Raw genomic sequence first — 15,070 nt, forward strand, 5'->3', positions numbered from 1 at the left:
GTCGGTCTCCTCGTCAAATCGGATACAGCGGCGCTTCGCCCTTGATCGTCAGCCACTGCCACTGCGTGAATTCCTCCCAGTTTGCGGCACCGCCGATGCTCGAACCGTTGCCCGAGGCGCCCACGCCGCCGAACGGGTTGATCACTTCGTCGTTGACCGTCTGGTCGTTGATGTGCAGCAGCCCCGTGTTCAAGCGCTCGCCGATCCTCAGTGCGCGGCCGACGTCGGCCGACAGGATCGCCATCGACAGCCCGTATTCGGTCTTGTTCGCGAGCGCGATCGCGTCTTCGTCGGTATCGAACGGCACGACGATCGCGACCGGCCCGAAGATTTCCTCGTCGAATGCCGGATTGCCCGGCGCGACACCGCTCAGCACGGTCGGCTCGAAGAACAGGCCGCGATGGCCGCCGCCCGTCTCGACGCGTGCGCCCGCGCGGCGGGCCGCGTCGACCACGCTCGCCGCATGGTCGCGTTGCGCGGCGTTGATCAGCGGGCCGAGGCCGACGTCGCCGGTGGCCGGGTCGCCGACGCGCAGGCTTCGCGCCTTCTCGACGAGCTTCGCGACGAAGCGGTCGTGAATCGCGCGCTGCACGAGCACGCGACCGGTCGCCATGCAGATCTGGCCTTGATGCAGATACGCGCCCCACGCGGTGTTGGCGACCGCGCGGTCGAGGTCGGCATCGTCGAGCACGATCAGCGAATTCTTGCCGCCGAGTTCGAGCGATACCTTCTTCAGGTGGCGGCCTGCCGCTTCGCCGACCTTGCGCCCGGCCGCGGTGGAGCCGGTGAACTGGATCATCGCGACGTGCGGATCGGCGACCAGCGCCGCGCCGGCTGCGCCGTCGCCGGGCAGCACGTGCAGCAAGCCTTCGGGCAAGCCGGCGAGTTCGAACACGCGGGCGATCGCGACGCCGCCGCACACGGCGGTGCGCGGATCGGGCTTCAGTACGACCGCGTTGCCGAGTGCGAGCGCCGGCGCGACCGCACGTATCGCGAGGTACAGCGGGAAATTGAACGGCGAGATCACGCCGACCACGCCGCGCGGACGGCGGCGCGCGAGCGACAGCCGGCCGGCCGCCGACGGCAGCACTTCGCCGGCTGCGCGCGACGGCAGGCCGGCCGCTTCGTGCAGCGCCTTGATCGTGACCGACGTTTCGAACGACGCCTTCGCGCGCGTCGAGCCGCTTTCGCGCACGAGCCAGTCGACGATCGCGTCGAAGTGCGCTTCGGCGACTGTCGCCGCGCGGCGCAGGACTGCTGCGCGGTCGTCGTAGGGGAGGGCGAACCATGCAGGCTGCGCGCGATGCGCGGTAGTCGATGCTTCTGCGATGGCCGCGCTGTCGGCGACGCCGATGCGGCCGAGGGTGTTGCCGGTCGCCGGTTCGATCACGTCGGCTGATTGCGGGCTTGCGTGCCACTGGCCGTTGAAGGTCTTGCCGCGCCAGATGTCGGTGTCGAACAATGCGGGGGTGCTGCTGCTATCCATGTGCGCTCCTGGTGAATTCGGATCGGCCGGGTCGGTTTTGTTGCGTGGGCATCGACCGGCATGCGCGCGAGCGTAGGCGGGCGGGCGAAACGGGGGTATCCGGGTTTGTTCCCACGCGCGGAGGGCGCGTGGAGTGGGGGGCGTTTGCGATTTGGTGTGCGGAAATTGAACAGTTGCGGTGCGGATTTTGCTGGATGGGCAGGTCAGTGACACTGCGGGTATTGCCGATACGGCAGTATCTGCCTCTCACCTGACACGGCGCAGCACACAAAGCTACGCCAAGACCTACGCCCACCATTTGCCTGTTACCCACTCCACTTCGGCCCCTCGTTCCTTTCGCAGTCAACAGCTGGCTTGGAACGTACACGGTCAGTCGAATAGTCGCCAAGGTCGGCAAGCTTTCGGCCAGAACTGATCTCAGCCCGTCGCATCGGTGGCAACCAAGGCGTCGGAATGTCACATTGAGCTAGACGCTCTTGGCTCTACGAGCCGGTAGCTTAGAATAGGCTACGCGAGCAACTCCCCCATGATGAATCCGACACTTGGGCACGCTGACTCAAGAGGCGGCGGTATTTGACCTCAAATTAGTCTTCTTATCTGCTGGGTGTCGCGTGGTCACACTCATTCGGCCCATTGCGCCAATCTTGGTGATGAACCTAATGACGATAAACGAGCTCGGAGAACTGCTGTGCCGCCTGGCGGCGGACTTCGATGATGCGAGCTACCCGGGCGACGTCTATTTCGAAATGCTCAAGCGCGTGCGCTTAGCATACACGCCGGCTGAACTCGCCAACGCCCTGGCGCTCGGCCTTGCGTGGAAAGACGGCAAGGTGCGACGCGATCCGAATGGCGAGGGTGTCTTGAAACGCTCTAGTGCGCGCTATCGCGTTAGCACTACCCGACCAAACACACTAGACGCGCGCCATCTAAAGATTCTCGCGTCCAAATCATTTTTTACATGGGCCATGCGCGTCAAGTCTATGGCGACTTTTGAGCCGGGGCTGATCCGGGCCCTACACAGATTTGGGCTGTGGTCGTCGGTGGTGATTCCGGGTTTCCTGCTCCATTGCTTGAATCCGCATGTGTACCCGATTGTTGATCGTCGGGTGATATACGCCCATTTAAAGTTGACCGGTGCCCTCGCACATAGATCACCTAGCATCACGATAAGTCGCTACGCAGCTTATCGCGCCTGGTGGTTGCAATTGTCGACGAGCATGGGCCGCGCTCCTGGCTCTGTCACTATCGAGTCACTCAAGGAAATAGACAGTGGCCTCTGGGTGTATGGAAGGCGGGCTGCTCAGAGCGAAGAGAGCAATGCCAGAGGCGCCGAAGGGCGCTTGAGTAATCACGGTCATATTAATCAGTCGTTCAAGGAACTCTGTTTTGCGCTCCACAACATCGGTATGACCCAGCGAAAAGCCATGGAAGCCGCTGCCGCCCATCTGAACGTGGAGTTGAAGCCGTCTCATCTAAAGCATCCGGGTAGCCATTTCCATCGATGGCGGCAGCAGGGATTCGTCTTGCGGTGATCGTGGCTCAAGAAAACGTCGTCGGCCACCCACATGCCGGCTTCGTTTCGATCATTCTCAGTAGCCCAAGCTGAAAGCCGAGCCGCCACCATCACCATTTCCCGTCAGGAAAACCCTGATGCGCCTCGACAGATCACCGGTTTCAAGCCGATCTATCGCTGCCGCAGGCAGCGGCATCGCACCCGCATCCAAACCCAATCCCAGACACGCACAACCGCGCCCCAGCAAGCCTCTCAGACCGCATACCTAGCCAAAACGGGTATGGCGCGCCGCAATATTTTGCGTGATGAGCGCGATTTCAATACCCGTCAGGTATCAAAAACCGCGCCGAAAAGTATTGGACGCTCCATTTCCCCGCCGCGTATAAATCCGTTCCATGAACAGCCCCTACGCAGCGCCCCCCATGTCCTCCGCCACCATCGAACGCATCGAAACCCGCCTCGTCGACCTGCCGACGATTCGCCCGCACAAGCTGTCGGTGGCCACGATGCACGGCCAGACGCTGATGCTCGTGAAGGTGTTCTGCAGCGACGGCGTGACGGGTCTCGGCGAAGGCACGACGATCGCCGGCATGGCCTACGGCCCGGAAAGCCCCGAAGCGATGAAGCTCGCGATCGATGCGTACCTTGCACCGGCAATCGTCGGCAAGGACGCAACGCGCGTCCAGACGCTGATGGCGTTCGTCGGCAAGCTCGCGAAGATCAACCACTTCGCGAAGAGCGCGCTCGAAACCGCGCTGCTCGACGCGCACGGCAAGCGGCTCGGCGTGCCGGTCAGCGAACTGCTCGGCGGCCGCCGGCGCGATCGCCTGCCGGTCGCGTGGACGCTCGCGTCGGGCGACACGGCCACCGACATCGCCGAAGCCGAGCGAATGCTCGACCTGCGCCGCCACAACGTGTTCAAGCTGAAGATCGGTGCGAAGCCGCCAGCGACGGATATCCGCCACGTGGCCGAAATCAAGAAGGCGCTCGGAGATCGCGCGTCGGTACGCGTCGACGTGAACATGGCATGGAGCGAAACGCAGGCCGCGCGCGCGATTCCCGCGCTGGCCGATGCGGGCTGCGAACTGGTCGAACAGCCGGTCGCGTCGGCCGCGGCGCTGGCGCGCCTGATGCGCCGCTTCCCGGTCGCGCTGATGGCCGATGAAATCCTGCAAGGCCCCGACAGCGCGTTCGACATCGCGAAGCATCACGGCGCGGACGTGTTCGCGATCAAGATCGAGCAGAGCGGCGGCCTCTTTGCCGCGCAGCGCGTGGCCGCGATCGCGGATGCGGCCGGCATCGAGCTGTACGGCGGCACGATGCTCGAAGGCGCGTTCAGCACAGTCGCGTCCGCACACCTGTTCGCGAGCTTCGCGAACCTGCAGTGGGGCACCGAACTGTTCGGGCCGCTGCTGATCACCGAAGAGATCCTGACGCAGCCGCTGGACTACAGCGACTTCGAACTGACCGTGCCGGACGGCCCCGGTCTCGGCATCGAGCTCGACGAAGACAAGGTCAGGCGTTTCACGCGCGACGGGCTCACGCGAGTCGCGCGGTAGCGGTAGCCCGAGTCAGGCAAAGACCGTCATCCCCCAAATACACATGGAGACACCATCATGAGCGTCAAGGTTTTCGAAACCCGGGAAGTGCAGGATCTGCTGAAGGCTGCGTCGAACGCGGGCGGGAACGGTGCGAAGGGCGGCAACGCACGTACGCAGCAGGTCGTGCTGCGCCTGCTCGGCGACCTGTTCAAGGCGATCGACGATCTCGACATCACGCCCGACGAAGTGTGGGCCGGCGTGAACTATCTAAACAAGCTTGGTCAGGATGGCGAAGCCGCGCTGCTCGCGGCCGGCCTCGGTCTCGAGAAATATCTCGACATCCGGATGGATGCCGAGGACAAGGCACTCGGCGTCGACGGCGGCACGCCGCGCACGATCGAGGGGCCGCTGTACGTCGCGGGCGCACCGGTGCGCGACGGCGTCGCGAAGATCGACCTCGACGCGGACGAAGGCGCGGGCCCGCTGGTGATCCACGGCACGGTCAAGGATCTCGACGGCAAGCCGGTGGCCGGCGCGTTGGTCGAATGCTGGCACGCGAATTCGCACGGCTTCTATTCGCACTTCGACCCGACCGGCAAGCAGAGCGACTTCAACCTGCGCGGCGCGGTGAAGACGGGCGCCGACGGCAAGTACGAATTCCGCACGCTGATGCCGGTCGGCTACGGCTGCCCGCCGCACGGCGCGACGCAGCAACTGCTGAACGGCCTCGGCCGTCACGGCAATCGCCCCGCGCACGTGCACTTCTTCGTCGACAGCGACGATCACCGCAAGCTGACGACGCAGTTCAACATCGACGGCGATCCGCTGATCTGGGATGACTTCGCGTATGCGACGCGCGAGGAGCTGATTCCGCCCGTGGTCGAAAAGACCGGCGGCACGGCGCTCGGCATGAAGGCCGATGCGTACCAGGACATCGAGTTCAACTTCGTGCTGACGCCGCTCGTGCAGGGCAAGGACAACCAGATCGTCGAACGCCTGCGCGCTTCCGCCACGGCATAACCGCCGGCGGCAGGGTGGCGCGCATGCGTCGCCGCTGCCGGCCGGTCCCCCGAGATTCAACCGAAACCGATGCGAGCGTGCTTGCAGGACGCGGCACGCGCATGGGAGGAGTCAACATGTCCGCCACGATCGACCACACCAACGAGCTGGATCACCTGCTGGAAACCGCCGTGCAGGATGACAAGGAGAACGGAATTTTCCGCTGCCGCCGCGACATCTTCACGAACGCGGCACTGTACGAGCTCGAGATGAAGCACATCTTCGAGAGCAACTGGGTGTACCTGGCGCACGAAAGCCAGATTCCGGCCAACAACGACTACTACACGACGTGGATCGGCCGCCAGCCGATCGTGATCACGCGCGACAAGACCGGCGAGCTGCATGCGGTCATCAATGCGTGCGCGCACAAGGGCGCAATGCTGTGCCGCCGCAAGCACGGCAACAAGGGCAGCTTCACCTGCCCGTTCCACGGCTGGACCTTCTCGAACACCGGCAAGCTGCTGAAGGTGAAGGACGAGAAGACGACCGAGTATCCGGTGCAGTTCAACATGCATGGTTCGCACGACCTGAAGAAGGTCGCGCGCTTCGAGAACTATCGCGGCTTCCTGTTCGGCAGCCTCAGCGCCGACGTGCTGCCGCTCGAGGACTACCTCGGCGAGGCACGCGTGATCGTCGACCAGATCGTCGACCAGGCGCCGAACGGGCTCGAAGTGCTGCGCGGCAACTCGTCCTACATCTACGAAGGCAACTGGAAGATGCAGATGGAGAACGGCTGCGACGGCTACCACGTCAGCACCGTGCACTGGAACTACGCGGCGACGATGGGCCGCCGCAAGGAAGACGGCACCAAGGCCGTCGACGCGAACAGCTGGAGCAAGTCGGTCGCGGGCGTGTACGGGTTCGACAACGGCCACATCCTGCTGTGGACGAAGACGATGAACCCGGAAGTGCGGCCCGTGTACCGGCATCGTGAAGAAATCAAGGCGCGCGTCGGCGACGTGCAGGCCGATTTCATCGTGAACCAGACGCGCAACCTGTGCGTGTACCCGAACGTGTTCCTGATGGACCAGTTCAGCACGCAGATCCGCGTGGTGCGGCCGCTCGGCGTCGACAAAACCGAAGTCAGCATCTTCTGCTTCGCACCGAAGGGCGAGTGCGAAACCGACCGCACGACGCGGATTCGCCAGTACGAGGATTTCTTCAACGTGACGGGCATGGGCACGGCCGACGATCTCGAGGAGTTCCGCGCGTGCCAGGCCGGCTATGCGGGCATCACGGCGATGTGGAACGACCTGTCGCGCGGCGCGCCGCTGTGGGTACACGGGCCGGACGATAACGCGAAGAAGATGGGGCTGAACCCGCGCATCTCGGGCGAGCGCAGCGAGGACGAAGGGCTGTTCGTGTGCCAGCACGAACATTGGGTGAACGTGATGCGCGACGCGCTGAAGAAGGAACGCGGGGAGGTGGCGGCATGAGCTTCGATTACCGGACCATTTGCGCGGCGCTGTATCGCGAAGCGCGCCTGCTCGACGATCGTCAGTGGGACGAGTGGCTGACCTGCTACGCGGAAGACGTCACGTACTGGATGCCCGCATGGGACGACGACGACCGACCGACCGACGATCACCAGAGCCAGATCTCGCTGATGTATTACCCGGACCGCGGCGGCCTCGAGGATCGCGTGTTCCGGATCAAGACCGAGCGCAGCGGCGCGTCGACGCCCGAGCCGCGTACCAGCCACAACGTGACGAACGTCGAGGTGCTGGCCGAGCGCGATGACGAAGTGGACGTGCGCTACAACTTTCACACGCTGAACCATCGCTACCGCGTGACCGATCACTTCTTCGGCACGATGTTCGTCACGTTGCGCCGGGCTGGCGATGCGCTGCTGATTTCGCACAAGAAGATCGTGCTGAAGAACGACTACATCCGGCAGGTGCTCGACGTGTATCACGTCTGACGCTCGTTGCCATGTCATGAAAGGAAGTGGAGGTGACGCCATGTCCAGCTACAAGATTGCACTGAATTTCGAGGACGGGGTAACCCGCTTCATCGATTGCAAGGCCGGCGAGAAGGTTCTCGACGCGGCCTTTCGCGCGAAGATCAACCTGCCGATGGATTGCTCCGACGGCGTATGCGGCACCTGCAAGTGCCGCGCCGAAAGCGGCAGCTACGACCTCGGCGACGACTACATCGACGACGCGCTCACCGAGGACGAGAAGGACGGCGGCCTCGTACTGACGTGCCAGATGGTGCCGCAGAGCGATTGCGTGATCGCGGTGCCGACCTCGTCGGTCGCGTGCAAGACCGGCCAGAGCGGCTTTGCCGCGACGGTCACGAAGGTCGAGCAGCACAACGATGCGGCCGTCGTGCTCGAACTCGACGTCGGCGCGGCCGCACCCGTGTTCCTGCCGGGGCAGTACGTGAACATCGACGTGCCCGCGAGCGGCCAGCACCGCTCGTATTCGTTCTCGTCGGCGCCGGCCGACGCAAAGGTCAGCTTCCTGATCAAGAAGATTCCCGGCGGCGTGATGAGCACGTGGCTCGAATCGGCACAGCCGGGAGACACGCTGCAGTTGCACGGCCCACTCGGCAGCTTCTACCTGCGCGACGTGCAGCGGCCGCTGTTGTTCCTCGCCGGCGGCACGGGCCTCGCGCCGTTCCTGTCGATGCTCGAAGTGCTGGCGCGCAGCGCCTCGCAGCAGAAGGTGCACCTGATCTACGGCGTGACGCGCGATCTCGATCTCGTGCTGGTCGACGCGATCGAAGCGGTTGCGGCGAAACTGCCGAACTTCAGTTTCGCGACGGTCGTCGCGGATGCCGCGTCGAGCCATCCGCGCAAGGGCTGGGTCACGCAGCACATCCCGGCAGATGCGCTGAACGACGGCGATGTCGACGTGTACCTGTGCGGGCCGCCGCCGATGGTCGACGCGGTGCGCAAGTACTTCGACGATGAAGGCGTGAAGCCGAACAGCTTCCACTACGAGAAGTTCACCCCCAACGTCACGGCAAAGGCGGCATGACCATGCAACGATTCTCCGGCAAGGTCGTCGTCGTCACCGGCGCGGCACAGGGCATCGGCCGAGGCGTCGCGCTGCGCGCGGCGGCCGAGGGCGGCAGGGTGCTGTTCGTCGATCGTGCAGACTTCGTCGCCGAGGTGGCGGCCGAGGCGCCCGGCGGCGAGACGGCCGGCTTCGTCGCCGATCTCGAAACCTACGAAGGCGCGCACGCGGCGATCGCGTACGCGGCGCAGGTGTTCGGCGGCATCGACATCCTGATCAACGGCGTCGGCGGCGCGATTCGCATGCGCCCGTTCGCCGAATTCGAGCCGGCGCAGATCGACGCGGAAATCCGCCGCTCGCTGATGCCGACGCTCTATGCCTGTCACGCGGTGCTGCCGCACCTGCTCGCGCGCGGCGGCGGCACGATCGTCAACGTGTCGTCGAACGCGACGCGCGGGATCCGCCGCGTGCCGTACTCGGCGGCGAAAGGCGGCGTCAATGCATTGACGTCGGCGCTCGCGATGGAGTACGCGGAACACAACATTCGCGTCGTGGCCACCGCGCCCGGCGGCACGCAAGCGCCGCCGCGCCGCGTGCCGCGCAATGCGGCGGGCGACACCGAGCAGGAACAGGCGTGGATGGGCGAGGCCGTGCAGCAGGTGACGGACTCGACGTATTTCAAGCGCTACGGCAGCCTCGACGAGCAGATCGCGCCGATCCTGTTCCTCGCGTCCGACGAGGCAAGCTACATCACCGGCACGGTGCTGCCGGTGGCGGGCGGCGATACGGGTTGAGCGGCGCGCCGCTTGGCATCGTTCATCGACAGACTTCATCGACAACCCTCATCGACAACCCTCATCGACAACCACACGGCCGGCGCGCCGACGCCGGCCACGGAGACATCCATGCGTGATCGCAAAGCCGTCGTTCCGGCGGGAATGGAAGCGGTGTACGAGAAAATCGGCTACGCGCCGGGCCTTCGGGTCGGCGACACGCTGTACGTGTCCGGCCAGATCGGCCGCGACGCGGCGATGCAGCTGGTCGAAGGCCGCGAAGCGCAGATCGTGCAGGCGTTCGAGAACCTGAAGCAGGTACTGGAAGCGGCCGGCACATCGTTCGACGACGTGGTCGACCTGACCACGTTCCATACCGACATGCGCGACCTGCCGCTCTTCATGCAGGTGCGCGACCGCTATCTCGGCGCGCATCCGAAGCCGGCATGGACGGCGGTCGGCGCGCACATGCTGGGCGGCTCGCCCGGCTATATCGTCGAGATCAAGGCGGTGGCGGTGCTGCGAGGCTGATCGACGGGCATCGCGCTTGCCGCCGATGTCGCGGTTTCATCTATCGTCCCGTCACCCGAGCCCGAATTTCTTCCGCAGGCTCGAATCGACCGGGCCTGCCGGCATGAAGCGCCGCAATTGGCGCAATAGCGACGCCTCGCCGTTCGGCGTGCGCCGCATCCGCCATGCGCCGAGCGCCGCGTCCACGATGGTGGCGGCGACGCCGTCGGGTTCGGGCGCGGCTTGCACGCCGTCGACGACAGCCTGCGACGCCAGCGCGCGTTCGCGGTCGTAGCCGGCGATCTTCGCGTTCGCGCGCGGCGCATTGACGTCGAGACTGGTGCGCGTAAACGACGGTTCGACCAGCGTCGCGCGGATGCCGAACTGGCGCACCTCGTGATCGAGCGTTTCGGTCAACCCTTCGACCGCATGCTTGGACGCCGAATAGAGCCCCATGTACGGTGCCGGCAAGAAGCCGAGCACCGAACTCACGTTGACGATGCGTCCGCTGCGCCGTGCGCGCATGTGAGGCAGCACCGCCTGCACGGTGCGCACGATGCTGAAGACGTTGGTGTCGAACAGGGCGGCCGCTTCGTCCACCGACGTTTCTTCCACCGCGCCGATCAGGCTCGTGCCCGCGTTGTTGACGAGCACGTCGATACGCGCGGCTCGCTCGATGATCGTCTGGATTCCGGCGCGAACGGACGCATCGTCGCGCACGTCCATCTCGATCAGCTCGACGTCGGCGACGGGTGCCGTCCGGGCGATGCTGCGCACGGTGCCGAATACGCGACACCCGCGTTTGGCGAATTTTTCCGCGGCGGCGCGCCCGATGCCCGACGACACGCCGGTCACGACGACAACGATGGAGTTCGACATGGCTGTTTCCTTCGATGCGATGAATGGGGTGTCAATTACGCGCATCCAGCGCGGTCTGAAGCGCAGGTTCGGCAGGCAATGCCGGTTCATGCCGGCCGTGGCGCGCACCGGCGGAATGGCCCGGCCGGATCCTGTACCAGATCGCGTACATCGCCGGCAGGAACACCAGCGTGAGGACGGTTCCGGCGAACGTGCCGCCGATCAGCGTGTACGCGAGTGTGCCCCAGAACACCGAATGCGTGAGCGGAATGAACGCGAGCACGGCGGCCATGGCGGTCAGGATCACCGGGCGCGCCCGCTGCACGGTCGCTTCGACGACCGCATGGAACGGATCCAGTCCCGCCTGTTCGTTCTGATGGATCTGCCCGATCAGGATCAGCGTGTTGCGCATCAGGATCCCCGATAGTGCAATCAGGCCGACCAGCGCGTTGATGCCGAACGGCTGCCGGAACAGGATCAGCGTCGGCACCACGCCAATCAGCCCGAGCGGGCTCGTCAGGAACACCATCACCATCGCCGAGATCGAGCGCACCTGGAAGATGATGATGACGAGCGTGATCGCCAGCATGATCGGGAACAGCGGCAGCATCGCCGTCGTCGCCTTGCCCGATTCCTCGATGGAGCCCGCTTCCTCGATTCGATAACCGCTCGGCAACTTGGCCATGATCGGCTGCAGCTGCTTCGTGATCGCGGCCGATACGTCCGGCGGCTGCAAGCCGTCGGCGATGTCGCCGCGCACCGTGATCGTCGGCACGCGATCGCGCCAGCGCATGATCGGTTCCTCCATCCGCACGTCGACCTTGCCGACCTGCGACAGCGGAATGCGCTGCCCGTTCGCGCCGGCGAGCGTGAAGTCGTCGAGCCGCGCCGGGTCGAGCCGCGCGTCGCCGCCCGAACGCGCGATCACCTGCACGGTCCGGATATCCTCGCGCACCGCGGTGACGGGCACACCGGTGAGCAGGAACTGCAACTGCTGCGCGACCGCGCTGGACGTCAACCCGACGGCCTGCAGGCGATCCTGCTGCAACGTGAAGTGCAGCGTCGGCGCGCGCGTGCCCCAGTCGGCGTTGACGGTGCGCATCATCGGGCTGCCGGTCATCAGGTGCCGCACCTCGGCCGCGATGCCGCGCAACCTGTCGGGGTCGGGGCCGGTGATCCGATACGCCACCGGGAACGGCGAATACGGGCCGAACACGAGCTGCGTGACGCGCACGCGCGCTTCGGGCGCGAGGCCGTCGGCGACGGCGCGACGCAGCCGCGCTTTCAACGCGTCGCGCTCGTCCTGGCTGTCCGTGCGTACCACGATCTTCGCGAACGACGGATCGGGCAGCTCCGGTCCCATCGCCAGATAGAAACGCGGCGCGCCCTGGCCGACGTACGCGGTGACGATCCTCGCTTCCTTCTGCCTGGCGAGCCACGCTTCGACCTTCGACGCGGCGGCGCTCGTCTGCGAAATCGACGTCCCGTACGGCATCTGCACCTCGACGAGGACCTCGGGGCGATCGGAGATCGGGAAGAACTGCTTCTTGACGACGGCCATCCCGAGAATGGCGAGTACAAACAGGCCGACGACGGACCCGGCAACCAGCCATTTGCGTGCAATCACGCGGGTCAGCAACCGGCGGAAGCGGTTGTAGCGCGGCGTATCGTAGATTGCATCGTGACCGCCTTCGATCTTCTTGAACTCGGGCAGCATCTTCACACCGAGGTACGGCGTGAACGCCACCGCGACGACCCACGATGCGATCAGCGCGATCCCGACGATCCAGAACATGTTGCTGGTGTATTCACCGGCGGTGGAGCGCGCGAAGCCGTTCGGCATGAAGCCGACCGCGGTCACCAGCGTGCCGGCCAGCATCGGCGCGGCCGTGTGGCTCCACGCGTAGGCCGACGCGGCCACGCGATCGTAGCCTTCCTCCATCTTCACGACCATCATTTCGATGGCAATGATGGCGTCGTCGACCAGCAGGCCGAGCGCGAGGATCAGCGAGCCGAGCGTGATGCGGTCGAAGTTCTTGCCGGTGGCGGCCATCACGACGAATACCGCGGCCAGCGTCAGCGGCACGGCCGCGGCGACGACGAGGCCCACGCGCCAGCCCATGCTGACGAAGCTCACCAGCATGACGACGAGCAGCGCGGCGAAGAACTTGACCATGAACTCGTCGACGGCCGAGCTGATGTTCACGGATTGATCGGTGACCTTGGTCAGGCTCATGCCGAGCGGCAGCCCCGCATTGATCGCGCCGACTTCGCGGTCCAGCGCGCGGCCGAGGTCGAGCCCGTTCCAGCCGTCGCGCATCACGATGCCCAGCAGCAGCGCGGGTTCGCCGTTGTTGCGGATCACGAACGTCGACGGATCTTCGTAGCCGCGCTCGACGGTGGCGATGTCCGACAGTTTCAGCGTGCGGCCCCGTGAGACGATCGGCGTGTCGCGAATCTTCTGCAGCTTGTCGAACGCGCCGTCGACGCGAATGAAGATCTCCGGCCCGCGCGTCTCGACGGAGCCGGCCGGCGTCAGCGCGTTCTGGCCGTTGAGCGCGGCGAACACTTCCTGCGGGCTCACGCCGAGCGTCGCGAGCCGCTCGTGCGACAGCTGGACGTAGATGCGCTCGGGCTGCTCGCCGATGATGTCGACCTTCTTCACGCCGGGCACGTGCAGCAGCCGCTGGCGCAGCGTTTCGGCGTCGCGCACCAGCAGGCGCTGCGGTTCGCCCCTGGCCTTCAGCGCGAACAGCCCGAACGTCACGTCCGCGTATTCGTCGTTGACCATCGGGCCGATCACGCCGGCCGGCAGATCGTTCGCCTCGTCGCCGATCTTCTTGCGCGCCTGGTAGAACTGCTCCTGTACCTCCGATGGCGGCGTGCTGTCGAGCAGCGTCAGCGTCGTGATCGCCAGGCCGGGACGCGTATAGGTCTCGGTGCGGTCGTACCAGCGCAGCTCCTGCATGCGCTTTTCGATCTTTTCGGCGACCTGATCGTGCATTTCCTGCGCGGTGGCGCCCGGCCACGCGGTGACGATGGTCATCACCTTGATCGTGAATGCCGGGTCTTCCGCGCGGCCCAGCTTGAAGAACGATACGAGCCCCGCGAGCGAAATCAGGCAGATCAGGAACAGCGTGATCGCACGCTCGCGCACGGCGAGCGCCGACAGGTTGAAGCGGCGTTCGCTCACGGCCGTACTCCTTCGTCCGCGACCGCGATGGCCTGCGCGGACACGCGGACCGGCTCGCCTTCGCGCAGCAGCTGCGCGCCGAGCGCGACGACGCGTTCGCCTTGCTTCAGCGCACCGGACACGCGCGCGCTGTCGTCGTCGAGATGCTCGACCTTGACCGGCCGCCACGCCACCTTGGCCGGTTCGCCGGCGACGATCCACACGCCGGGCCCTTTGCCCGCGTCCAGCAGCGCGCCGATCGGCACCTGCAGGCCGCCTTGCGATGCGGTGCGCGCGTCGTCCGGCAGGCGGATCGTGACGGTCGCGCCCAGCGGTGCGTTCGCCAGCGTGCCCTGCAGCACGTAGCGCGCTTCGAAAGTGCGGGTTCCCGGATCCGCGGTATCGGAAAGCTGGCGCAGCGTCGCGGGGACGCTGACGTCCGGCTTGCCGAACAGTCCGGCCTGCGCGACCGACCCGACCGCCGGGCGCAGGGTTTCGGGCAGCTGGATCACGGCCTCGCGGCTGCCCGCGTGCGCGAGTCGCACCACCGGCTGGCCGGCGCTGACGACCTGGCCGGGTTCCGCGAGCGTTTCCATCACGACGCCGTCGCCGTCCGCGACGAGGTCCGCATAGCCGGTCGCATTGCGCGCGACGTCGGCGTCGGCCTCGGCGGCGCTCAGCTGCGCCTTCGCCGCATCGGCTGCCGCCTTGACCTGGTCATAGGCCGATGCCGATATCGCGCCGGTGCCGCGCAGGTCGCGGTAGCGCGCTTCGTCCTCGGCGGTCTGCCGCGCGCGTGCCCGTGCGGCGGCCACCGCTTCGTCGCGTGCGCGCGCCGCCAGCTTCAGGTCGACGGGATCGATCCGCATCAGCGGCTGGCCGCGCCGGACGGTTTGCCCGGTATCGACGAGCCGCTCCAGCACCTTGCCGGGCACCCGGAAGCCGAGGTCGCTCTGCACGCGTGCGGCGACGATTCCGGTAAACGCGCGGGACGCGGGAACGGCCGCCTGCACGATGGCGGTACGCACGAGCGGCGCCTCCGTGCGCGGATCGGAAGGCGCTTTTCCGCTACAGGCGGCTAGCGCGAGGGGCAGTGCGGAAGCGACTGCGAAGAGAGCGAGGCGACGCCGAACCATGAAAGACCCAGTGACGAAGTGATCGGGGCTTTCATTGTGTATCTAGTGACCAATATAGT

Annotated in this window: 12 protein-coding genes; 8 read left to right on the forward strand and 4 right to left on the reverse strand. The window is 65.8% G+C overall.

Translation table 11 applies throughout. The features are described from left to right. Positions 1-13 precede the first annotated feature (13 nt). Positions 14-1,486 (reverse strand): benzaldehyde dehydrogenase, encoded by a 1,473-nt coding sequence (locus tag U5798_RS00910; RefSeq protein WP_322080881.1) that lies wholly within the window; start codon positions 1,484-1,486, stop codon positions 14-16. 542 nt (positions 1,487-2,028) lie between these two features. Here U5798_RS00910 and U5798_RS00915 point away from each other — a divergent pair. From U5798_RS00915 to U5798_RS00950, 8 genes are all read left to right on the forward strand, one after another. Continuing rightward, complete coding sequence (locus tag U5798_RS00915; RefSeq protein ID WP_322080882.1) at positions 2,029-3,018, forward strand: hypothetical protein; 990 nt, start codon at positions 2,029-2,031, stop codon at positions 3,016-3,018. A 403-nt stretch (positions 3,019-3,421) separates the two neighbouring features. After that, entirely contained in the window at positions 3,422-4,558 is a 1,137-nt protein-coding gene (locus tag U5798_RS00920) for a muconate/chloromuconate family cycloisomerase (protein WP_322080883.1), read from the forward strand. A gap of 57 nt (positions 4,559-4,615) precedes the next feature. Continuing rightward, a complete protein-coding gene (catA, locus tag U5798_RS00925) occupies positions 4,616-5,560 on the forward strand; it encodes a catechol 1,2-dioxygenase (protein ID WP_322080884.1) in 945 nt (314 codons plus the stop codon). A gap of 116 nt (positions 5,561-5,676) precedes the next feature. Beyond that, positions 5,677-7,035 (forward strand): Rieske 2Fe-2S domain-containing protein, encoded by a 1,359-nt coding sequence (locus tag U5798_RS00930; RefSeq protein WP_322080885.1) that lies wholly within the window; start codon positions 5,677-5,679, stop codon positions 7,033-7,035. Beyond that, the gene (benB, locus tag U5798_RS00935; protein WP_321852593.1) at positions 7,032-7,520 is read left to right on the forward strand and encodes a benzoate 1,2-dioxygenase small subunit; all 489 of its coding nucleotides are present in this window, start codon (positions 7,032-7,034) and stop codon (positions 7,518-7,520) included. The genes U5798_RS00930 and benB overlap by 4 nt, the downstream gene beginning before the upstream one ends. Before the next feature lie 40 nt (positions 7,521-7,560). Further along, complete coding sequence (gene benC / locus U5798_RS00940; RefSeq protein ID WP_322080886.1) at positions 7,561-8,583, forward strand: benzoate 1,2-dioxygenase electron transfer component BenC; 1,023 nt, start codon at positions 7,561-7,563, stop codon at positions 8,581-8,583. After that, on the forward strand, positions 8,580-9,356 hold the full coding sequence (benD, locus tag U5798_RS00945; protein ID WP_322080887.1) for a benzoate diol dehydrogenase BenD: 777 nt from the start codon (positions 8,580-8,582) through the stop codon (positions 9,354-9,356). Before benC ends, benD begins: the two co-directional genes overlap by 4 nt. A gap of 111 nt (positions 9,357-9,467) precedes the next feature. Then, positions 9,468-9,866 (forward strand): RidA family protein, encoded by a 399-nt coding sequence (locus U5798_RS00950; RefSeq protein ID WP_124452573.1) that lies wholly within the window; start codon positions 9,468-9,470, stop codon positions 9,864-9,866. 51 nt (positions 9,867-9,917) lie between these two features. Here the strand turns inward: U5798_RS00950 and U5798_RS00955 are convergent, their stop codons facing one another. The 3 genes from U5798_RS00955 to U5798_RS00965 are packed head-to-tail and all read right to left on the reverse strand — an operon-like array spanning position 9,918 to position 15,011. Continuing rightward, complete coding sequence (locus U5798_RS00955; protein WP_322080888.1) at positions 9,918-10,724, reverse strand: oxidoreductase; 807 nt, start codon at positions 10,722-10,724, stop codon at positions 9,918-9,920. Positions 10,725-10,755: 31 nt separating this feature from the next. Further along, entirely contained in the window at positions 10,756-13,896 is a 3,141-nt protein-coding gene (locus U5798_RS00960) for an efflux RND transporter permease subunit (protein ID WP_322080889.1), read from the reverse strand. Continuing rightward, on the reverse strand, positions 13,893-15,011 hold the full coding sequence (locus tag U5798_RS00965) for an efflux RND transporter periplasmic adaptor subunit (RefSeq protein WP_124452579.1): 1,119 nt from the start codon (positions 15,009-15,011) through the stop codon (positions 13,893-13,895). Before U5798_RS00965 ends, U5798_RS00960 begins: the two co-directional genes overlap by 4 nt. Between the last annotated feature and the right edge of the window lie 59 nt (positions 15,012-15,070).

This window comes from Burkholderia sp. BCC1972 (assembly GCF_905339605.1).
Taxonomy (GTDB): domain Bacteria; phylum Pseudomonadota; class Gammaproteobacteria; order Burkholderiales; family Burkholderiaceae; genus Burkholderia.